General features: G+C 34.0%; 23 protein-coding genes. All 23 read right to left on the bottom strand.

Annotated features, from left to right (window positions below):
• Positions 1-420 precede the first annotated feature (420 nt).
• Entirely contained in the window at positions 421-735 is a 315-nt protein-coding gene (locus tag GJJ64_RS15735; RefSeq protein WP_154288710.1) for a GIY-YIG nuclease family protein, read from the bottom strand.
• A 183-nt stretch (positions 736-918) separates the two neighbouring features.
• Positions 919-2055 (bottom strand): GDP-mannose 4,6-dehydratase, encoded by a 1137-nt coding sequence (gmd, locus tag GJJ64_RS15730; RefSeq protein ID WP_154288709.1) that lies wholly within the window; start codon positions 2053-2055, stop codon positions 919-921.
• 167 nt (positions 2056-2222) lie between these two features.
• On the bottom strand, positions 2223-2633 hold the full coding sequence (locus tag GJJ64_RS15725; protein WP_154288708.1) for a four helix bundle protein: 411 nt from the start codon (positions 2631-2633) through the stop codon (positions 2223-2225).
• A 115-nt stretch (positions 2634-2748) separates the two neighbouring features.
• A complete protein-coding gene (gene rfbA, locus GJJ64_RS15720) occupies positions 2749-3621 on the bottom strand; it encodes a glucose-1-phosphate thymidylyltransferase RfbA (RefSeq protein WP_154288707.1) in 873 nt (290 codons plus the stop codon).
• A gap of 117 nt (positions 3622-3738) precedes the next feature.
• Positions 3739-4302 (bottom strand): DUF3109 family protein, encoded by a 564-nt coding sequence (locus GJJ64_RS15715; protein WP_154288706.1) that lies wholly within the window; start codon positions 4300-4302, stop codon positions 3739-3741.
• 57 nt (positions 4303-4359) lie between these two features.
• Positions 4360-4860: an acyltransferase gene (locus GJJ64_RS15710; protein ID WP_154288705.1), complete on the bottom strand. Its 501-nt coding sequence runs from the start codon at positions 4858-4860 to the stop codon at positions 4360-4362.
• On the bottom strand, positions 4853-5953 hold the full coding sequence (locus GJJ64_RS15705) for a DegT/DnrJ/EryC1/StrS family aminotransferase (protein WP_229655567.1): 1101 nt from the start codon (positions 5951-5953) through the stop codon (positions 4853-4855). Before GJJ64_RS15705 ends, GJJ64_RS15710 begins: the two co-directional genes overlap by 8 nt.
• A gap of 1 nt (position 5954) precedes the next feature.
• Entirely contained in the window at positions 5955-7220 is a 1266-nt protein-coding gene (locus GJJ64_RS15700) for a nucleotide sugar dehydrogenase (RefSeq protein WP_317162946.1), read from the bottom strand.
• Between the two features lie 54 nt (positions 7221-7274).
• Entirely contained in the window at positions 7275-8060 is a 786-nt protein-coding gene (locus GJJ64_RS15695; RefSeq protein ID WP_229655566.1) for a DUF3108 domain-containing protein, read from the bottom strand.
• Positions 8061-8147: 87 nt separating this feature from the next.
• Positions 8148-8663 (bottom strand): DUF2480 family protein, encoded by a 516-nt coding sequence (locus GJJ64_RS15690; protein WP_154288701.1) that lies wholly within the window; start codon positions 8661-8663, stop codon positions 8148-8150.
• Between the two features lie 69 nt (positions 8664-8732).
• On the bottom strand, positions 8733-10835 hold the full coding sequence (locus GJJ64_RS15685) for a peptidylprolyl isomerase (RefSeq protein WP_154288700.1): 2103 nt from the start codon (positions 10833-10835) through the stop codon (positions 8733-8735).
• A gap of 104 nt (positions 10836-10939) precedes the next feature.
• Entirely contained in the window at positions 10940-11515 is a 576-nt protein-coding gene (gene lptC / locus GJJ64_RS15680) for an LPS export ABC transporter periplasmic protein LptC (protein ID WP_154288699.1), read from the bottom strand.
• 2 nt (positions 11516-11517) lie between these two features.
• The gene (locus tag GJJ64_RS15675) at positions 11518-12810 is read right to left on the bottom strand and encodes a hypothetical protein (protein WP_154288698.1); all 1293 of its coding nucleotides are present in this window, start codon (positions 12808-12810) and stop codon (positions 11518-11520) included.
• Positions 12803-13531, bottom strand: coding sequence for a type III pantothenate kinase (locus GJJ64_RS15670; RefSeq protein ID WP_154288697.1), 729 nt, complete (start codon positions 13529-13531; stop codon positions 12803-12805). The genes GJJ64_RS15675 and GJJ64_RS15670 overlap by 8 nt, the downstream gene beginning before the upstream one ends.
• Positions 13531-14223 (bottom strand): phosphoribosylformylglycinamidine synthase subunit PurQ, encoded by a 693-nt coding sequence (gene purQ, locus GJJ64_RS15665; RefSeq protein ID WP_039448863.1) that lies wholly within the window; start codon positions 14221-14223, stop codon positions 13531-13533. The genes GJJ64_RS15670 and purQ overlap by 1 nt, the downstream gene beginning before the upstream one ends.
• 130 nt (positions 14224-14353) lie before the next feature.
• A complete protein-coding gene (locus tag GJJ64_RS15660) occupies positions 14354-15331 on the bottom strand; it encodes a DUF6427 family protein (protein WP_154288696.1) in 978 nt (325 codons plus the stop codon).
• Between the two features lie 32 nt (positions 15332-15363).
• The gene (locus GJJ64_RS15655) at positions 15364-16353 is read right to left on the bottom strand and encodes a glycosyltransferase family protein (protein WP_154288695.1); all 990 of its coding nucleotides are present in this window, start codon (positions 16351-16353) and stop codon (positions 15364-15366) included.
• Positions 16354-16457: 104 nt separating this feature from the next.
• Positions 16458-17294, bottom strand: coding sequence for a UDP-2,3-diacylglucosamine diphosphatase (locus tag GJJ64_RS15650; RefSeq protein WP_154288694.1), 837 nt, complete (start codon positions 17292-17294; stop codon positions 16458-16460).
• Between the two features lie 486 nt (positions 17295-17780).
• Positions 17781-18275, bottom strand: coding sequence for a DinB family protein (locus GJJ64_RS15645; protein ID WP_154288693.1), 495 nt, complete (start codon positions 18273-18275; stop codon positions 17781-17783).
• Positions 18272-18964: a YjjG family noncanonical pyrimidine nucleotidase gene (locus tag GJJ64_RS15640; protein ID WP_154288692.1), complete on the bottom strand. Its 693-nt coding sequence runs from the start codon at positions 18962-18964 to the stop codon at positions 18272-18274. The genes GJJ64_RS15645 and GJJ64_RS15640 overlap by 4 nt, the downstream gene beginning before the upstream one ends.
• A 44-nt stretch (positions 18965-19008) precedes the next feature.
• On the bottom strand, positions 19009-19380 hold the full coding sequence (locus tag GJJ64_RS15635) for a four helix bundle protein (protein WP_154288691.1): 372 nt from the start codon (positions 19378-19380) through the stop codon (positions 19009-19011).
• 94 nt (positions 19381-19474) lie between these two features.
• Entirely contained in the window at positions 19475-20116 is a 642-nt protein-coding gene (upp, locus tag GJJ64_RS15630; RefSeq protein WP_154288690.1) for a uracil phosphoribosyltransferase, read from the bottom strand.
• 34 nt (positions 20117-20150) lie between these two features.
• The gene (locus tag GJJ64_RS15625; RefSeq protein WP_154288689.1) at positions 20151-21422 is read right to left on the bottom strand and encodes a polysaccharide deacetylase family protein; all 1272 of its coding nucleotides are present in this window, start codon (positions 21420-21422) and stop codon (positions 20151-20153) included.
• Position 21423 lies beyond the last annotated feature (1 nt).

Genomic DNA, 21423 nt, shown 5'->3' with positions numbered 1-21423 from the left:
GTGACATTCTCTTCGACTCCTAGCCTACCGGACAGGCAGGCACTCAGGATGACATCCCCTTCGATTCCCACTTCGACTCTGCCCAGTGTGACAGTATTTTGTCATGCTGAGCGGAGTCGAAGCATTTTTTTGAGTTCCCTTCGACTCCGCTCAGGGTGACAATCCCTTCGACTCCGCTCAGGGTGACAATCCCTTCGACTCCTAGCCTACCGGACAGGCAGGCACTCAGGATGACATCCCCTTCGATTCCCACTTCGACTCTGCCCAGTGTGACAGTATTTTGTCATGCTGAGCGGAGTCGAAGCATTTTTTTGAGTTCCCTTCGACTCCGCTCAGGGTGACAATCCCTTCGACTCTGTACAGTGTGACATAGCTCAAGGATACATGATTAAAGGCTTTATACCATAATCTTTTATTTAATCATTTATTGAAATTATTGGCGTTACTTTCATTTTTACAAGCCGCTAATTCTTTCAATTTCATCCAATTATTTTCAATAATAGCTTCTTTCTTTTTTCTAGTCCAGCCTTTTATTTGCTTCTCAAAAGCAATTGCCTGATTTATTTCTATAAAATCTTCACAGAAAACTAACTTAACTGGTCTTTTATTATATGTATAAGCATTTTTATCTTCTCCCGATTGATGCTCTTCTATTCTTCTTTCTATATTATTTGTTACACCTGTATAATATGAATTATCTCTACATTTTAGTATATAAACATAATAGCATTTCATATTATTTATTTCATTTAAAACTTATCCTTCGACTCCGCTCAGGATGACATTCCCTTCGACTCCCCACTTCGACTCCGCTCAGTGTGACAGTACTTTGTCATGCTGAGCGGAGTCGAAGCATTTTTTTGATTCCCCTTTGACTCCGCTCAGGGTGACATAGCTCAGGGTTGACATTTTCTTCAACTACTCAAAGTAATTCATGGTTTGATAGCCCCCATCTTTCAGGTATTGATCTTTTTTAGTCTGATGTAAATCAGAAGCTATCATATCTTTAACTAAAGCAGGTAAATCATATTTTAATGTCCAACCTAACTTTTCTTTAGATTTTGTAGGGTCTCCTAATAGCAGTTCTACTTCTGTAGGCCTGAAATATTTAGGATCTACTTTCACTACTGTCTGACCTAATTTTAAAGCTTCTAAGTTTAAGCCTAAAGCGGTAGCTTTTTCTTGATCAACATCTATAATGACACCTTTTTCATGCTCGTCTTTACCACTAAACTCTAGCTCAATTCCCAATTCTGCAAAACTCATCCTTACAAAATCTCTTACGGTAGTGGTTACACCTGTCGCTATAACGAAATCTTCTGGCTTTTCTTGTTGTAAAATTAACCACATAGCCTCTACGTAATCCTTAGCATGCCCCCAATCTCTTTGGGCAGAAAGATTTCCTAGATATAAACAGTTTTGCAAGCCCATAGCAATCTTAGCCGTTGCTCTAGTAATTTTTCTGGTCACAAAAGTTTCCCCTCTAATAGGACTTTCATGATTAAATAAAATACCATTACAAGCATACATATCATAAGCCTCGCGGTAATTCACTGTTATCCAATAAGCATACATTTTTGCTACTGCATAAGGAGAACGAGGATAAAATGGTGTAGTTTCTGATTGAGGAACTGCCTGTACCAATCCATAAAGTTCTGATGTTGAAGCTTGATAGATACGCGTTTTCTTGGTTAAGCCTAATAATCTTACAGCTTCTAAAATTCTTAAAGTACCAATACCATCAGCATTAGCAGTATATTCTGGTGTATCAAAGCTAACTTTTACGTGGCTCATGGCTGCCAAATTATATATTTCATCTGGCTGTATTTCTTGAATCAACCTGATTAAGTTAGTAGAATCTGTTAAATCTCCATAGTGAAGAGTTAATTTCACACCTTCTTCATGAGGGTCTTGATATAAATGGTCTATTCTATCTGTATTAAAAAGAGATGATCTTCTTTTTAAACCATGAACCATATAGCCTTTTTTTAATAAAAACTCAGCTAAATAAGCTCCGTCTTGACCAGTAATACCTGTTATTAAAGCAACTTTCATTTATTTATTCTTAGTATATTAAAATGGAATAATGGGATATTTTTATTGGAATGTCAGAATGACAAATCCTTCCTTTAAAAATTATTATCCTTAGTTCCGTTTATTTTCCTATTTGTATTAATGTATCTAAATGGAATATTGGAATGTTTCTTATTGGAATGCCAAATTTATCCTTTATAAAAACTATCATCCCAAGTTCCGTCTTTCATTTTCTTTTGTAACGATTTTATTAATTGTATTAGAGCGTTTTCTATTTTAAAATGCAATTGATCTAATTTTTCAAAATCACTTTTAATTATTTGATTAGCTTTTAAAAAACTATAAATACATGAATGGTATTCTCCACTGGACCCTAAAGCTATATTTAAAAATTGAAGATACTCCTTAATACTTCTTCTACAATAACCTTCTGCAATATTTCTACTTATACTATGTGCACTATCAATGCAATTGCTTGCTGTTTTTTTTAACTCAAATGGGAAATTTGAAATTATTTCACATGATATAGCATACAAATCAATCGCATCACTCCAGACTCTTAACTGTTTATAACCTCTATTGATATTATTACGTTCCAAGTTATTATTAACTAAATCTTTATGCTTTCTTCTCAAAACTCATTGTAGCAGAACAAAATCTTTCCAAATTCCTGATTATACTTAATTTATGTCCCATTCCAATATTCCAAAAGAATTACAAAATCTTACCCTCAACAATATCCATTAAATAAGTACCATAACCACTTTTTAATAATGGTTTTGCTAGTGAGACTAATTGTTCTTTAGTGATAAAATTCATGCGGTAAGCAATCTCTTCTATACAGCCAATTTTTAATCCTTGCCTATCTTCTATAACCTGTACAAATTGCCCAGCTTGCATTAAAGACTCAAAAGTACCTGTGTCTAACCAAGCTGTTCCTCTACTTAGCACACCTACCTTTAGTTTACCTTGTTCTAAATAAACTTTGTTAACATCAGTTATTTCTAGCTCTCCTCTTGGAGAAGGTTTTATGTTTTTAGCTATTTCAACTACAGAATTATGATAAAAATATAATCCTGGGACCGCATAATTTGACTTTGGTTTAAGCGGTTTTTCCTCAATAGATTTTGCATTACGATGCTCATCAAACTCCACAACACCATAACGCTCCGGATCATGAACAGGATAAGCGAAAACTACACCACCATCAGGATGGGTATTGGCTTGCATTAACCTTGCCATTCCATCTCCAAAGAAAATATTATCTCCTAAAACTAAGGCAACCGAGTCATTTCCAATAAACTCTTCCCCAATGATAAAGGCTTGCGCCAAACCATCTGGAGAAGGCTGTACGGCATAAGAGAATTTACAACCCAAATTTGAGCCATCTCCTAGTAATTTTTCAAAGCCTGGCAAATCGTGAGGGGTCGATATAATTAAAATCTCATTAATACCAGCTAGCATTAATGTAGAAAGCGGATAATAAATCATCGGTTTATCATAAACCGGCATCATTTGCTTACTTACCGCCAAAGTAAGAGGATGTAAACGTGTTCCTGAACCTCCTGCTAAAATAATTCCTTTCAAGTGTATCCCTTATTTTAATAATTCCGCAAATCTATCAAATTAAGTTTGATAAGGTAGCAAAACCTATGTTATTTTTAATATTTTATAGTTAAAATTAAAGATGTTTAAACAAACATTCTAAGCACCTTCTACTTTTTCTTTTAAATCTAAATACCATGCTTCACCATACTTTCTTATCAATGGTTCTTTTAAAAACTCGTATACCTTTACGTTTAAAGCATCTCCAAAATTACAAGCATCAGCACAAATACTCCATCTATCATAATGTAAAACATCAAAATCTGGATAAGCTGTTATCCTTATAGGATATAAATGACAAGAGATAGGCTTTTTCCAATTCACTTTACCTTCTTCGTAAGCCTTTTCAATAGCGCATTTGGTGATACCGTTTTCCCAAATTACATAAGCACATTCTTTATTAGTATCTATACATGGTGTGGTATAATCGCCTTCAAAATCTTTTACTGATGTACCAACTTGCTCTATAGTTTCAATACCCTTAGCTGTCATGTAAGGTTTAACCTGAGGATAAATCTCGTCTAAAATTGCCAATTCATGCTCTTCTAAAGGGGCGCCTGCGTCTCCCTCTATACAACAAGCCCCTTTACATTTATCTAAATGGCACACAAAGTTATGTTTTAAAACATCTTCATGTACTAAAGTATTTTGAACCTCTAACATATCTCCCTTTATTATATCAACCTACAAAATTAGTCTTTTATCCTTACAAGCTATTGCTCACTTACAAATGTTTCCTTCTTTATCAACCATGCCATGTTTTGTAGCAGGGTTACCATACCAAAGTTCAAAATCTTGAACGGCCTTAGTTAAAACAGAACCAGCACCAATAAAAGCATAAGCGCCAATATCATGACCGCAAATGATAGTGCTATTGGCACCTAAAGTAGCCCCCTTCTTGATGATAGTGGGCTTAAATTCTGTTTTACGTTCTACAAAAGCTCTCGGATTGATAACATTGGTAAATACTACTGAAGGCCCAATAAATACATCATCTTCTATTTCAACGCCTTCATAAACAGAAACATTATTTTGAATCTTAACACCATTACCAATCTTCACATTTCTACCAATAAATACATTTTGCCCAATCACACAATTTTTACCAATTTTTACGCTTTCGCTGATGTGAGAGAAGTGCCATATCTTAGTACCTTCACCAATTTTAACAGCAGCATCTATAATGGCTGTATCATGAACAAAAAATGGTTTTTTATCCATAAAATTCTTTGATAAGTTTAGAAACTTGCTGAATATCTTCTTCTTTTAGTTGATCATGTATAGGTAGCGATAAAACTTCTTTAGTTAATTGCTGAGCAACCGGAAAGTCTTGATTTAAACCAGCATATGCTATTTGTTGCGATAATACTTTTGGATAGTAAACCATACTTTGAACACCATGTTGTGCTAAAAATTGCTTTAATCCATCTCTGTTTTGATTAACCCTAATGGTAAATTGGTTCCAACTATGCTGACTATGAGGTGCTACTTGAGGTAGGCTTATTCCTTCAATTTCTAGAAGTTGCTGTTGATATAACTTTGCTAAGCCAGCTTTAATAGCTAAAGAAGGTTTTAAATAGCGCAATTTAACTTGTAAAACGGCGGCCTGTATGGTGTCTAACCTAGAATTTCTACCTACCATTTCATGGTTATACTTAGCACTTTGACCATGATTAGCAATCATCCGTATTTTTTTGGCTAAAGCATCGTCTTGTGTAAAAATAGCTCCTCCATCTCCATAGCAAGCTAAATTTTTTGTCGGGAAAAAAGAAGTACAACTCATATCACCAAAAGTTCCTAAATACTGGTTTTTATACATGCCGCCAAAAGATTGAGCATTATCTTCAATGACATATAATTCATGAGTTTTGGCTATTTCAAGCAATTCGTCTAAATAAGCTGTTTGCCCAAATAAATGTACTGCAATGATAGCTTTAGTTCTCGGGTTGATTAGCGACTTTAGTTTTGTAACATCTATTTGAAAATAATCCTCCTCAACATCTACCAAAACTGGCGTGGCCCCTACTAAGCTTACTACCTCTAAAGCAGCTACGTAACTAAATGCGGGTACTATAACTTCATCACCTTCACCAATATTTAATGCTCTTAATGCTATTTCTAGAGCATCAGTGCCATTGGCACAAGAAATACTATGTTTGATATTTAAAAACTGAGCAAGCTGATATTCTAATTCAGTTACAGCTTTACCCTTTATAAAATCTCCTGCCTGTAAAACAGTTTGCATGGCCTCATCATACTCAGCTTTCCGAGTGGCATATTCTAGAGGCAAATCTATCATATTTACTGGCTTCATTTTATAATCTCGCATCTACAAAAACTCGAGGGATAATAGATTTAGTATCAAAAATCACAGCTCCATTCTTTTTAAAATTAGCATAATCTAATTCTAAAAACTGATGATGTGCTACCGCAATAATTACAGCATCGTATTGTTCATCTGTCAAAGTAGGAATTAAAGAAAATTGATATTCAGACGCTACTTCTTGTGAATTTGCCCAAGGGTCATAAACATCTACTTCTAAACCAAACTGCTTTAATTCTTTATAAATATCAATTACCCTAGTGTTTCTAATATCCGGACAATTTTCTTTAAAAGTGAAACCTAAAATAAGTGCTTTAGCACCCTTAATAGCATTTCCTTTACTAATTAATAGCTTAATTAATTTATTGGCCACAAACATCCCCATATTATCATTCACCCTTCTTCCTGATAGAATAACTTGTGGATGATAACCTAAAGCCTCGGCTTTATGTGCCAGATAATAAGGATCTACACCTATACAATGCCCCCCAACCAAACCAGGTTTAAACTTCAAAAAATTCCACTTGGTAGCGGCTGCATCTAAAACATCATGGGTATCTATACCTATTCTATCAAAAATAAGCGCCAATTCATTTACAAAAGAGATATTGACATCTCTTTGTGCGTTCTCTATAGCTTTTGCAGCCTCGGCCACTTTAATAGATGGCGCTAAATGAGTACCAGCTATGATGATGGATTGATATAATTGATTTACAAAATTTGCTGTATTTGGGTTAGAACCCGATGTTACTTTAATAATCTTGCTTAAAGTATTGATTTTATCTCCGGGATTAATGCGCTCTGGCGAATAGCCAACAAAAAAATCTTTGTTGTATTTTAACTTACTATGAGCTTCAAGAACAGGAACGCAATCATCTTCTGTACAGCCAGGGTAAACGGTAGATTCGTAAATGACCGTATCTCCACTTTTCAAGATACTACCTACCATTTTGCTCGCTTCTAACAGCAAACTTAAATCTGGAGATTTGAAAGCATTTATAGGTGTTGGAACTGTGATGATGAAAACATTACAACTAGCAATATCCATTTGATTAGAAGAAAAACGAAGTTTTTCTGAACTTCTCAGCTCATCAGCACTAAGCTGTAAAGTTTTATCTTCTCCTTTTAGGAGCTCTTGTACACGTTGAGTATCAATATCAAAACCGATGGTAGAGTAAATTTTACCAAAAGCTGCTGCTAGGGGCAAACCCACATATCCTTGACCAATGACGGCTATTGAAATTTCTTTAGAATTTATCAAAGTTTTAGTAAAACAGTAAAATTATAAAATTCTATCAGAAATAGAACGGCTTTACTTTATAATTTGCAGTGCCTGTCTTAAACCTCTAGCATCACTAAGCTCCATGGTGATGCTACCTACTAAAACTTCTGCTTCTGCTTTTACCGGGATACGATTTACATCATCGGTTATCCATAAGAATAACTGACTATCTTTTCTAAAAATTCTTCCTGGTGAAATAGATGGACTAAATTTTAAACACCTTACTTTACCTTTACTTGTTCTCACAATTTCTTTACCAAGATATTCTATGGTTAAAGGTGTAACTTCATCACTCAAGAAATAACGCAGGGTAAGTTTATCTCCAACTTTTATACCCGTTAAATCTAAATTTCTTGCAAAATAATAGGCTGATACTAAATCAAAAGTTTGCTCTACAGGTGATTTAAAAGTGCCTTTGTTAGCAACTATCTTTTTTTCATCCTGATAAAAACGAGCCTTTTCTGATCTCCTATAATTTTCTTCTTGAATATTCTCTGTATATAAAAATGGGGTAAAAGTTTTTCTGCTGATATAAGAATCATACCTATTACGAACCTTATAAAAAATATCAAAAGTACCAGTAGTTTTACCCTGAACTAATAAGTGATAGGTAGGCTGGTTTTCAAATTTAACATCGCTATCTAATACTTTTAAAGAAGCTTCGGCAGCTGTAATAAAGCCATACTTGAGCTTATATTTTAAAACTTCCCCGGTATTGAAAGACGAGTTATTTAAATAAGCGACTTCTTGACTGTTTACCTGTCCAGAACATAGGATAATGATGAGCGCATATATATATTTCATGGTTGGCTTCATGCTGTTATGTAAATCTAATTACGTAAAATATTTCTATGGATTGCATACGATGATTTACATAAACATAAAATCAAAAAGCAAACCAATTTAATCTTTTCTCTTATACAAAGGAACTGTAGAACAAGGCTCACCGTACATGATACTTTTTACAACCGGAAACAACTTTGAAGTTAAAGCAACAAAAGAAGCTGTAGGAACATAAATATCACCACAACCTTTTACTACAATTCTTTGATCTTTATATTGCTGAGCATCTAATTTTTCAATTTCACGATTAAAAAGATAGATTTCCAAATCTTCTAAGTTCCCATATATGATAGTTGACGCATAATCTGCCATTTTGGTTGCAAGCAGCATATAAGCCCACGTTGGTACTATTGCATCTGCTGAGCAAGTTATAGCAATATGCTTACCTGTGTACTGCTCCCAATTATGGGTTTTAATAAATTCTCTAAAATCTTTCTCTTTTAAAATCAATCCATGAAAAAGATTATCCTTTATATCATAAAGTACTCTCTCACCAGCTGGTTTTAAGTCTGCAAGGTCTACAGATACCAAGCCACTTTGCGCAACTTTGTTAACTATATTTTCTTGAATATCCATAGTGTAAAAATAAAAAAACCGGAGCCTATTTTTAAACAGACTCCGGTCATAAAAATTATTGATTACCGATTAATAGAATTTTGCTCTATAATCTTTAACATTTGCTTTTTCTCTTAGAACTTCGAATACAGCACCGTCTACTTGCTGAGAAAGTGTTTGCATTACTTGTTCTTTAACTTTAGCTACATCTTTAAATGGCGGAGGATTGGTAAAGCCTTTAACGGTGTAGATATAAACCCCAGCCTCGCCTTCAATAGCTGAAGATAATTTTCCTGGTTGAGCTCCAAAAATTGAACCTATAACTTTATTTTCTTGAGATAAACCTGGAATTACTGGATTAGCAAATACGATGTTTTCTACCGGAGTAACAGGTTTACCTAATTTTTGAGCTACCTGAGCTAAAGAAGAAGCACCTTGTAAAGCTTTGTCTGCCTTTTCTTTAAGCATTCTTGCTTTAACCATATTTTGTACTGCAGGCTCTATTTGTTTTTTAACATCTTCTAATGATAAAGTACCTTCTGGCTTAATTTTAGTTAATACAGCAATTACATATTTATCGCCAATGTCAAAAATTTCTTTAGAAACATCACCTTTATCTGCGGTATAAACCCAACGAACTAGGCTTCTTGCATCTTCTAATCCTGGTATACTAGCTTGTAAAGGACCAACGTCTTCACCCACTAATTTATTGATTTTTTTAGCTTGTGCCGCTGCCTCAAATTCTTTCAAGTTGCTTACTTCGCTTAAGAAAGATTGTGCTTTTTGATAAGCCACCTGCTCTGTTTGAGAGCTTGGTGCTAATGCTTTATCAACAATAGCAACTTTAACTACTTTAGAAGAACCAATTTGTTTTTGGATTTCTATTACATGCACCCCATATTGGGTTTTCAGGGTGAACAGTTGCCCGACCGAACCGCCAAATACCGCATCTTCAAACTTAGGTATATTAGCTCCGCGACCAAATGTGCCTAAATCACCTCCAGCATCTCTTGTCCCATCTGTACCAAACTCTTTCGCTAATTTTGCAAAATCAGCACCTTTGGCAATAAGATTTCTGATAGAATCTGCCTTTGCCTGTGCTTTATCAATACCACCTTCAGAAGCTGGATTAATTAAAATATGACGAGCTTTAACAGAATCTGGACCAACTCTAGTATCTATTAACTTAGCTACTTTATAAGCATTACCAGAGAAATAAGGTCCGTAAATATAACCTTTAGGAGCTGTAAACATTACTGAATCTAATGCTGGCTCTAAAGCACCTTTCTTTTGATAAGTTAAAGGCATTTTAGTATCCGCATTGATGGCAACAAAAAGAGAATCATTAGTGCTGGTTCTTAAACCTTCAGTAATTTTATCAATTTTTGCTTTTGCTTCTAAAGTATCTTGTTTAGAAGGTGAAGCATCAAAAGAAACATATTCAAATGTTCTAGTTTCTGTTCTATTTTTAAATCTGAACTTATTTTTATCGTAATACTCTTGGTAATCAGCATCTGTTAACTTTACCTGATTAGCAGGTATAGATGCGTAATCAAGAACTACATAGTCAAACTTAACCAGTTTATTTCTGTTGATATAATCATCTTTAGCATCTAAAGAGTTAGCATAAACGCCATTCTTAATTAAGCTTAAATACTTTTGGTTGATACGCTCTTGCTCAACGCTTTCTTCCAAAGCTAACCACTGCTTTTCTAACTGACCAGAAGGATCTGTACCAGCACTTTTTCTAGAGTTGATAGCTGTATTTCTGTCAAAAGCACCAGTTTCTGGATTAGTGAAGATTTGTTGCATCTGCTGAGTAGGATTATCAAACATGATGTTAAATAATTCTGTATTACCTACAGCTATCCCTAACTTTTCTGTTTGCTTTTTCAGAATCACTGAAGATTGCATTTGATTCCAAGTGTTTTCTACCACATAAGATTGCATTTGAGCATTTAAATTACCACCCATTTGCGCTTTAAACTGTTGAGCGTTTTGCTCAACACGTTCGTTAAACTCGGTGTAAGAAATTTTTTCTCCGTCTATTACACCTACCTCGCTTTGTGCATCAGCTATAAATCCACTTCCGCTTCTTATTGCATCACTTAAAAGAAATGCTACAATTGCTAAACCTATGGCTATAATAATAATCGCACCAGCTCGGTTACGCAAAAAACCCATGATTCCCATATGATTCTTTATTTATTTTAAATTTTAGAGGGCGCAAGATACAAATTTCAGTAATTAATGCGCAAATTTTATTTATTGGCTTTATTAAGCTATTTCGGTATCATTTAAGGTGTTGCAGTGGCTGTGCTATCTAAATCTGCATTAAATTGTATTGGACCGCTACCTTGTTTAATTTCATAATAACTAAAGTCTTCTAAAGCCCAAAAACTAGTGCCAGAGATGGTTGCTTGCCCTGTATTGATACTTACTACCTGATTAGAATAAAACTTTTTCGTATTCTCATCCCAAATAAGCTCTTCTGATTTAAAAGTTTCGCCTTTTATATTTGTAGCCACAACATTTTTACGTAATTCTACCGTTTTTTCATGTTCTCTTCTAATAGCATAATCAGAAGTAACAGTACTCGTAGGATTTAGATTTTCATCATAAAAAACTACATTGATGCCTTTAGGCATTTCGTAATAGGGTTTGGATGCTTTAAAGTGTAGTAAAATAGGTGCTTTTAGTTTGGCTTTTACTTTTGCAGAATCGCTATAAATAATTTCAGCTCCTTTGGTGGTTTCAACCTGAACGTTTTCATCCAAATCAATGGATTTGGCCGAGTTTAAATCGCTATCGCAAGCGGTTAAAAAAAAACCAAAGACACCAACAAACAGAAAAAAAGAAATTCTGCTTAGCATTTTTAATCGTATTTATATTTCTGAAACCATCTGTCATTGATGGTGAAACCTAAGTTGATATTATAAAAATTCTCTTTTATCAGGTTATTGTCAATGGTGCCGCGAGTTCCAATCTCGGTAGAAACATTTATCTTGTAAAATGCAGACCTATTAGACACTAATGGTAAACCTAGGCCAAGATTAATGCTTTTAACATCTATTTCGGTATTGTTAATCTTTACATAAGATTTATCGTAATTAACCCCAAAACGATAATCCATAAGTTTAAGATAATTGGTAACCGCATTTATATTTGGTACGATGACACCTCCAACAGACACCCCCCATGTATTATTGAGATTTGGATTATTCCCATTGATACGATGGTCTGACCAATTAGACATTCTAAAATCTGCACCAATAAGCCATTTATTTTCTTTCATTAAAGAGATACCTACTGTATGCGAAGCAGGTAGATTTATTTTCCCTTCACGGTCTAAAACCGAAGAAATAGTATCTATTTTAAACTCATCTCCTGTAGAAATATTAGTAATATAAGTAAAAGTACTATTGGTATTATTGGTATTTAATGATGACTTTAATGATGTATTATAACCAATGGTTAAAGATGTTTTAGAAGATAAAGCCGCTATATATTGTAGACCTAAATCAAAGGTTAAGCCTCCAATACCGTTTCTATTTTCTGTTCTTGAGTTATAAAAGGATGCAACATCTTGATATTCTGTTGAACGAGCTTCTTTTAGGCTTCCAAACAAATAAGACATGTTAAAACCCAAGTTTAAGTTTTTTCCTAAACCAAAACCGTAACCTAAATAAGCTTTTGATAAGCCTCCTTCACCTTTATAAAAATAATCAACATTAATATCTGAAACAGTACCTGGTGTAGTATAGCTGTATCCAAAATTGCTATAAGGAATTAACCCAAAACTTACGGCAGACTTTTTATTAACCGGAACTGCTATGGTTAAATGCTTCAGCATGGCATTGAAACTATTTTCTGAATCTGAACCTTTTTTTAAGGTTTGGATGTTAGAACCTACACCAATATCAAAAGTAGTTAGCCTTATTTTAGAATAAGAAGCTGGATTATTAAGGTTGATATTACTGTAGCCACCGAAGTAACTTACCGCTGCCGATAAATTACCCATTCCTTTATTTTGAGGTAAATAAGTACCTGTTAAATTACCTAATCCGTATTGTGAATACGGAGAGTTTATGGTGGATTGCGCAAGAGCTGTAAAGGTAAAAGCTACCATTAAGGTAACGATTAATAAATATTTTTGAGTTTTAATCATGCTGATAGTTAACAACCTTATTTAAACCTATAAGAACCAAATGAGGTTCTGTAAGTATTTGGTGGGCAAAGATGCTATTTTTCAATCTAGTATCAAAAAACGATGCATCACCGCCACATAGTATAATTTTAGTTTCAGGATATTGATTTAAATAATGATTGATGTATCCTGTAACTTCAAAAATCAATCCGTTTACAACACCACTTTGTAAAGCTTCACTCGTTGAAGCTCCATAAAAAGCAGTATTATTTTCATCTAATACCACCAATGGCAACTTTCCGGTAAACTCATGCATAGCTTTAAACCGCATTTGTAAACCTGGGGAGATGCTTCCTCCTTTATATTCTTTTTGTTTATTGATAAAGTCATAAGTGATGCAAGTGCCTGCATCTATCACCAAAACATCTGCACTATTAAATAAATGATTGGCTCCTATCACTGCTGCTAGCCTATCTAAACCTAATGTTTCTGGCGTTAGGTATAGATTGTGAATAGGAATTTTAGTTTGATGACTAAATTTTAAAACAGGAACATCTACGTTAAAAGCAAAATCTTGTTTTACTGAAGCGTAAATAAGCTGTTTGATAGCATATTTTTGAACTATCGTGTTTAAATCTTCTTCTTTAAGCTCCGATACTTTTGTTATAAATACTAATTTATCATCTTCAAAAACTGCAATTTTTGTAAATGTATTACCAGTATCTATGACTAGGTTAGCCATTAAGCATTCACCATTTTTAAGATAGATTCAAATAAAGGCAAACCGTCCTGATTGCCTAGAATAGCATCTGCAGCTCTTTCTGGATGCGGCATCATCCCAAAAACGTTTCTTCCAGCATTACAAACACCTGCAATATTCTCTATAGAACCATTAGGATTAGCTTCCTCAGTGATATTTCCTGCGGCATCGCAATATCTAAACAACACTTGGTCATTATCATTTAGCTTTTTCAATTCATCAGCATGAGCGTAAAAATTACCCTCACCATGTGCTATAGGAATGTTTAAAACCTGATTTGGAGCTATTGCCGATGTTACCAAAGAGTTTTGTGTTTGTGCTTTTAGGTAAACATTTTTGCAAATGAACTTTCTGTTGGTATTATGTAATAAACCGCCTGGTAATAAACCTGCTTCTGTTAAAATTTGAAAGCCGTTACAAATACCCATCACATAACCGCCTTTATTTGCAAAAGCAATAACTTCTTGCATAATAGGAGAAAAACGAGCAATCGCACCAGAGCGTAAGTAATCACCAAAAGAGAAACCTCCAGGTAAGGCTATAAAATCTACATTTTGTAAATCGTGGTCTTTATGCCATAAAGGAACTACTTCTTGTCCAAGAATTTTATCGAAAACATAAATTAAATCCTGATCACAGTTTGAACCCGGGAAAACTACTACGCCAACTTTCATTTTTCTTTTGATTATCAGGCTAAAACAGCCTGCAGATTTTAAAAATTTTTATTGAATATACTCGTTAGCAAAACTAACTAAATTTTGATTTTATTTGGCCGACTATCTGTTAAAAAAAGTTAAAGCGCTGTTACACAAATTGGAAATAAACTATAAAACCAATGATACACAAGAAAAGAGGCTCGTAAAACCACTTTTTATTGGCTTGCAAAAAGTAATAAGCTAACAATGCAGAAACTGGTATTACAGCTAGATGAAAATGATTGATACGGTAATCTGGTTTTAAGTAGAAAGTAAAGGCAGCTATGATAAAAATAAAAAACAGCAGTTGAAATGTTTTACGAACCTGCACAAAACTTTTGAAAAAATTTTCTCTGAGATGATAAAAACCCAGCAACAAACCAATGGTAATAGGTAATAATACGATATAATCTTGCAGCTGAATTTTAACAAAAATAGGAAAAGCACCGGTTAAAGGTCGCCAAATGGCATAAAATGCTGCTAATTTATCATTCCAGAAATAGTAAACTCCGAGACAAAATATGATGGTGCAAAAACCCAATATAACGGCTATCCACTCTCGCCAATTAAAAGGCCTAAAAATGAGTAAGGCTAACCAAAGTATCAAAACCATCCCTACAAAGGGAAAGTAAAAAATGGTGGCTACGGCGGTAATAAGACCTAAATCAAACATAGGAGCTATAAAATCAGTTTCTTTTGATGGAGCTAAAATGCGATAGACAATAAATAACAGAAAGAAATTACAAATAAGCGGTGGTGATAAGAACAAGAATGGCGTAAATACACTTGAAGAAACAATATATACCAAAGCAGGCAAAAATGTTGCTTTACCAATAATATTGAAATTATTTACAATTCTATTGAATAATAGAGCTTGAATAAAAACTACAATGGCAGCAAGTGTTACGTTGGTAAAAGGATTAAATAAATTATCAGGATAGAATAGTAATAAACGATTTCCTACTTCAGAAAAACCTGTATTGATGTTTTCTGGTAATTGAACATATAAACCAATCCTGAGTATAAAAACCAGAAAAAATAAGATGAACAGGTTAAGTAAATTTAAGCTTCTAAATTGCCCTATCATTATGGCAAATATAATTATTTAGCCCTATAACTTTACTGTTTGTAAGTATTAACTACCTTTTCTATGATAGCGGCAGTTTGATCGGGAAAATCAACATTAATTTTAAAGTCTTCTTTTATCCATGTATCTAGGTAGGATACGAATTTCTTATTGATATCATGAACAACAGGCACCCCCATCAAACGGGCTGCTTCTGCATTACACTCTTGCTCAAATTGGTATTTCATGGGTACTAGTAAAACTTTTTTACCTAAGTATAAAGCTTCTGCTGGGCCCTCAAAACCACCTCCTGTTAATAGGCCCTCACAATTCTCTAAACTTTTGTTGTACTCATCATTAGTAATTGGCTTTACCCAAACATTACCATATTGATAAGGTGTTTTTTGATGTTTACTAAATACATGCCACCTTACTTTAGGGAAAAGATGAAGATATTTTACCAGAATTTTATCGTCTATAGCAGGAAGATAAACAGTGTAATGACCAAAGTTCTTGGGATTTAATGCTCTAATTTCGCTTCTGATAACTGGGGTATAAATAAAATCATCATAAGCTTGGAAATGAAAACCTATATGATCTGTTGTTGGCGCATAATATTTCAAAATCCACTCGGCATACAATCCTTTTTTTAATGGGCGAGGAGTTTTATCTGAAATAAAAGCAGCTTGATGACTTAATGAAATACTACGTTTACCCTGTAATTTACAAGCCCAAGCGGTAAGTGGCTCAAAATCGTTGATAATTAAATCGTAATTGTTTAAGGGAATGCTTCGCATATCTTTCCAAAACCTGCGTAAGTTCATCACCTTGTAAGATTTCCAATGGTCTACCCCACCTTTTTTTCCAAATACAAAACTAAAACCATGAAACTTATATTTAACTTCTTGCTGTAAAGTAATATCTGCCTGTGTACCGCTTACAAGAATATCTAATTCTCCATATTGTTGCAGTAAAGGCACAATTTCTTTTGCCCTACTGATATGGCCGTTTCCTGTTCCTTGTATGGCGTAGAGGATTTTCATAGATAGTATAGCGTATTGAGTAGTGGGTATTGAGTAGTAAATCTTACGTAATGGGTACTGAGTATGGCGTATGGAGTGAATTTCATCGATGATAAAAATAAAATTTAAGCTACACTTTGTGTGAATTTTTTAAATAATTCTTTAACATCCATTTTTGATTGAGTGTCTTCAAATTCGTCTTCTTCTTTTTCTGTATAATTTGCTACATCGTACTTATAAATGCTCCAACTGCCGTTATAGTATTCTAAGGATGTTAGACTTTCTACCCAATCACCAGAATTTAGATAGGTTACTTGCCCTTTTTCGTTTTGGATATTACGTATTTCTGCATGATGTATATGCCCGCAAACTACATATTGATAGTTTTTCTCGATGGCTAAATCGGCGGCTGTTTCTTCAAACTGGTTGATAAATTTTACTGCTTCTTTTACGCTAGCTTTTATCTTTTGAGAGAAACTGTACTTTTTTCTACCCATTTTTACTAAACACCAATTCACAAAACTGTTAATAAGGATAAGTGTATCATAACCTACAGCACCTAATTTTGCTAACCATTTAGAATGTTGCATGGTTACATCAAAAATATCGCCATGAAAAAACCATGCTTTTGAACCATCAACATCCAAAACCAATTTATTTAGAAGTTGAAGACCACCCATGTTAAAATCGGTAAACTTACGTAGCATTTCATCGTGATTACCGGTAAGGTAATACACCGGCGTACCATCTGTTACAAACTTTAGAATTTTTCTGATGACTTTGGTATGCGCCTCTGGAAAATAAGATTTGCTGAACTGCCAAATATCAATAATATCACCGTTAAGGATTAAAATTTTTGGATTTACACTTTTCAGATACTTCAACAATTCTTTGGCGTGACAGCCATAGGTTCCTAAATGAATGTCAGAAATTACCAGAATGTCTATATCTCTTTTTGGCATATCTAAGGAATTTTTAATCTTCTTCTTCCTCTATGCGTAACTCAAAAGGACTGAAATAAAAGATAATGACTGCTAAAAGTGCTATAGCGATTAAGAAACCATCATAGATATGTATCATAACATTCGTTGTTTTTTCAAAGTAACAACACTAAGATTAACAACAAGTTAAGTAGTGATTAAGTTTAGTTTTCTGAGTAGAAAGTACAGAGTAGAAAGTATAAAGTACAGAGTATAAAGAACCTCCTCTTACACCCCCTCGGGAGCGGGATACTTTGCAAATGGGTGAGAATTTTTATTTTAATAAAATTTCTGTTTATAATACACTTGACAGGTATGCCACCAGTATCTCCCTCGGGAGGGAGAATTAAAGAGGGAGGGATTTTAAGTTAAAATTAGAGAATAGAAAGTAATGAGACCCTAAATCGGATATTTAGGAGCTATTCTTAATCATTAAAGAAACCTTTGTACGAAACAGCAATTTTTAATCTACAATTGCTTAACATGATGTTTAGTATGTACTACCATAAAACGCAGCCAATTTTTAGCGTCTAAATAACCTAATCTTGGGTGTTTAATTTTATAATGAGTATCAAAATTTTTAAAATCAGCTTCTAAAGCAGGTAACTTCCTTTTAAGACTAATGATTTGATTTGCAGCATCCTCTAAACTAATGCGCTTTACTTTAGCTGCAACAGCTTCCGGAGCTTTGATTTTACCGGGTGGAAACACCCCAAAAAATAAAATAAGTCTTACTCGCCAATCGGGTTTATTGGTTTTAATATGAGCAGTTCTGTTTAAACAATTTTCTGCCGCAATAGCTGCTGTTTTGTTTACCCAAATGACATGAGAATAAACTTCTGAAACAGACCAAACATTTGCCTGTGGCTTTGCAAAAAAATCATCCTCACGAATAGTTTTCAAGTATGCCAAATAATAATCCAACAGTTTATTTAATGATTTAAAGTCTGCTCTTACACTCATAATAAAGTTTTTAGTTCAGATAAATGATTGATATGCATATCAACATCTTCTGGTATAGCAAGGTTATTTGGATTAAAATAAATAGTATCCATACCTATATTTTTTGCTCCTCTTATATCAGCTTCTATGCTATCACCAATCATGATGCTTTGTGTTATTGATGCCCCAGCTAAGTTTAAAGCATGTTGAAAAATAGCCTTATCTGGTTTGTTAATTCCAACTACTTCTGAGATGATAACATTTTTAAAATAAGGCTTTAAATTGGTGTTTTCTACTTTATACTCGGTAGATTCTTTAAAACCGTTAGATATCAGATGTAAATGATATTTCTCATGCAGATAGGTTAAAACTTCATGCGTATGAGGGAACAAATTGGTTTTGGTAGGACAAATACGTACATAATCATCCTCGAAAGAAATGGGTACTTTAGTTTCATCAATACCTAAATCAATAAAGGTTTTTCTAAAACGTGTTTCTCTGAGTTCTTGCTTAGAAATCTCTCCTAAATGATATTTAGCCCATAATTGATGATTATTAGCCGTATAAGTTTCGATAAAAATATCTGGAGAATGTAGGCCCAGTACTTTTAATTGATGATGATGGTATAATTCATAAATGGTTTCTTCTGCATTTTTATCAAAATCCCAAAGGGTATGATCTAAATCGAAGAAAATATGTTGGTATTGCATGTTCAGTTATCAGTTGCTGGTTATCAGTTGTCGGTTGTGAGTTACTAGTTTTTTGATTTTGGGATGAGTGATGCGAAATATTTTATAAATCCACTTAACAATTTCCTCGATTTTTGTAATGTCTCTAGCTTTTTCTCTAAGCTTTCTTGATTAATAAAGCCAAGATCATAAACTAAGTATAGCTGCGTTTCGAGCTCATATAAAGATCCTCGGGCGATATAAAAAAACCTAATTGAATCCTTTTGAGTTTCTCTGCCGCACCCTTCTGCAATATTAGACGGAATGGATATTGCCGCTCTTTGAATTTGTGAAATAAGTCCGAACTTTTCAGAATCTGGAAATAATCTCGTCATTTCATATATTAATTTTACTAAATATCTTGCTTCTTTCCAAACTTCTAAATCGGTATAATTCATTATCTCTTCAAAAAATTATTTTACGTAATAAAAAAGCTTCGCCAAAATTCAGGAACTGGAAACTGTCAACCGGCAACCGGCAACTGATAACCCATTACACTTTTTCTCCGAAAGCTAAATCTCCGGCATCACCCAAACCGGGTACAATGTAAGCTTTGCTAGTCATCTCTTCATCTATATCTCCTAACCAAAGTTTAGCCTTTGGTAAATGAGCTTTTACATGTGCTACACCAACCTGACTGGCAATGGCCGATACGATATGTAAATCTTTAATTTTATAATTTGCCATCAATTCTTTGCAACAAAGCACCATGCTTTGGCCAGTTGCCAACATAGGATCAGCAATAATTAAAGTTCTTCCTTCTAAATCTGGAGTAGAGAAATACTCCATTTTAATAGTGAAACTACCATTTTTTTGTGTTTTCCTGTAAGCAGCAATAAAAGCAGAATCGGCTTTATCAAAATAGTTCAGTAAACCTTGGTGTAAAGGTAAGCCAGCTCTTAAAATGGTTGCTAAAACAGGCTGACTTTTAGTTAAATTGATATTAGCTAAGCCCAAAGGTGTTTGTACTTCAAACTCTTCGTAAGTGAGCGTTTTACTGATTTCGTAAGCAAAAATCTCCCCTAAACGTTCCATATTTCTTCTGAAACGCATACTATCCGTTTGTACATCTACATTTCTTAGTTCTGCTAAAAAATGGTTGGCTATGGTGTTTTGCTGACTGAGTATGAACATGCTATAAATTTACAATTTTTACACCTTTCATTTATCATTTATTTATGCTGCTGGCTTCTTCTAGTAACTGTTGATAAACCGGTTTCCAGGCTTTCCAAACGCCAAAGTTGCTTAAAGACTCGTTATGCCAAAGGCTTATGAAAGTGCCATTTACATTTTTCACTTCCTGAATGAGCTTATTTAAAACCTCTGTAGCCTCCTGAGGTTTTAAACCTAGGTAACTTCTTAAAGTTTGATCCATCACCGCAGTAGGAAAAACTTTTAAACTGGTGCTACACTCGGTTTTTAAATTATACCAATAAAAAGGTGTACAAGTTCCTGCCCTAAAACCTATATCATCGGCGTAAGCCATAGAATAATCTTCTTTTATACCAGCTTCTAAAAGGTTTTCAAAAGTTTCTGGCAAATTAAATTTCAAATAATGTTGCCTGCTTTTCTTTACAGGATGTTGGATAATATCTTCTAAAGCTTGTTTTTCTTTTAAAACTTCTTCTTGGTGGATATGACTTTCGTAAGATGGATGAATACCTAACTCATACCCATTTGCCAACTTGCTTAAAAGTTTTCTAAACTTTGGATGCTTGCTACTTGGCGCTACATCAAACTGATGTTTATTCCCCATCAAAATAAAATATTGGGTTTGGGTTAGATAGTATTTATCCCATTTAGCTACTTGCTTGTAAACATCATAAGGATCTTTTAATTTTCCTTTTAAAAGAGATTTAAACTGTTTTAAAATCCTCCTAGTAAACTTCTCTGTCTCAAAATAATAAGGTCTGTCTATATCTAAAGTGGGGATAAATCTAAACTGGCGTTTTTGAAAAGCTAAATCAGGAAAATGCTTTTGTAAAATGTCTTTGATGCGATAAGCCCAAATATCTACCACAGGTTTATACAAAAATGAATTTGCTTTTGCGATGCTATATTTTGCAGGAAAACGCCTGTGCTGGTCTCGCCCTTTATTGGTATACTCCTCGTATCTGCTTAATAAATAAAAAGAAGCCGCAAAAACATCAAAAGGCATAGCTGATGATTGTACAGGAAAAAATACCTGATAACCATCATCATTTATACTTTCTAAGTTTTGATATTTTATCGCTAACTCATCTAAAAGACCATAAGACTTAAAATGGATTTCATTAGCTAAAGCCTTGGGGGCATAACTTATTTTAGGCCCTTGATAATTAGAAAACGTAGATGCATCATCCATAACTTGGTGGTTAATACCCAACACCTGGCTAAACAAGAAATCAAAAATATATTGTTTCCTGCTATTTAAATTGGGTGTATAGATGAGCAGTTGCATG

The sequence above is a fragment of the Pedobacter puniceum genome, from assembly GCF_009674685.1.
In the GTDB taxonomy this organism is placed as follows: domain Bacteria; phylum Bacteroidota; class Bacteroidia; order Sphingobacteriales; family Sphingobacteriaceae; genus Pseudopedobacter; species Pseudopedobacter puniceum.
Note: the sequence above shows the minus strand (reverse complement) of the source record. Positions and strands in the feature narration are given on the sequence as shown.

Coding starts and splice junctions, on each gene's coding strand:
- GJJ64_RS15695 (WP_229655566.1), bottom strand. CDS start 8,060: ATGAAGCCAACCATGAAATATATATATGCGCTCATCATTATCCTATGT.
- GJJ64_RS15640 (WP_154288692.1), bottom strand. CDS start 18,964: ATGCAATACCAACATATTTTCTTCGATTTAGATCATACCCTTTGGGAT.
- GJJ64_RS15650 (WP_154288694.1), bottom strand. CDS start 17,294: ATGCCAAAAAGAGATATAGACATTCTGGTAATTTCTGACATTCATTTA.
- GJJ64_RS15675 (WP_154288698.1), bottom strand. CDS start 12,810: ATGATTAAAACTCAAAAATATTTATTAATCGTTACCTTAATGGTAGCT.
- GJJ64_RS15645 (WP_154288693.1), bottom strand. CDS start 18,275: ATGAGTGTAAGAGCAGACTTTAAATCATTAAATAAACTGTTGGATTAT.
- gmd (WP_154288709.1), bottom strand. CDS start 2,055: ATGAAAGTTGCTTTAATAACAGGTATTACTGGTCAAGACGGAGCTTAT.
- GJJ64_RS15655 (WP_154288695.1), bottom strand. CDS start 16,353: ATGAAAATCCTCTACGCCATACAAGGAACAGGAAACGGCCATATCAGT.
- GJJ64_RS15625 (WP_154288689.1), bottom strand. CDS start 21,422: ATGCAACTGCTCATCTATACACCCAATTTAAATAGCAGGAAACAATAT.
- GJJ64_RS15685 (WP_154288700.1), bottom strand. CDS start 10,835: ATGGGAATCATGGGTTTTTTGCGTAACCGAGCTGGTGCGATTATTATT.
- upp (WP_154288690.1), bottom strand. CDS start 20,116: ATGTTCATACTCAGTCAGCAAAACACCATAGCCAACCATTTTTTAGCA.
- purQ (WP_039448863.1), bottom strand. CDS start 14,223: ATGAAAGTTGGCGTAGTAGTTTTCCCGGGTTCAAACTGTGATCAGGAT.
- GJJ64_RS15635 (WP_154288691.1), bottom strand. CDS start 19,380: ATGAATTATACCGATTTAGAAGTTTGGAAAGAAGCAAGATATTTAGTA.
- GJJ64_RS15710 (WP_154288705.1), bottom strand. CDS start 4,860: ATGGATAAAAAACCATTTTTTGTTCATGATACAGCCATTATAGATGCT.
- GJJ64_RS15735 (WP_154288710.1), bottom strand. CDS start 735: ATGAAATGCTATTATGTTTATATACTAAAATGTAGAGATAATTCATAT.
- GJJ64_RS15670 (WP_154288697.1), bottom strand. CDS start 13,531: ATGGCTAACCTAGTCATAGATACTGGTAATACATTTACAAAAATTGCA.
- GJJ64_RS15690 (WP_154288701.1), bottom strand. CDS start 8,663: ATGGATATTCAAGAAAATATAGTTAACAAAGTTGCGCAAAGTGGCTTG.
- GJJ64_RS15715 (WP_154288706.1), bottom strand. CDS start 4,302: ATGTTAGAGGTTCAAAATACTTTAGTACATGAAGATGTTTTAAAACAT.
- lptC (WP_154288699.1), bottom strand. CDS start 11,515: ATGCTAAGCAGAATTTCTTTTTTTCTGTTTGTTGGTGTCTTTGGTTTT.
- GJJ64_RS15705 (WP_229655567.1), bottom strand. CDS start 5,953: ATGAAGCCAGTAAATATGATAGATTTGCCTCTAGAATATGCCACTCGG.
- GJJ64_RS15660 (WP_154288696.1), bottom strand. CDS start 15,331: ATGATAGGGCAATTTAGAAGCTTAAATTTACTTAACCTGTTCATCTTA.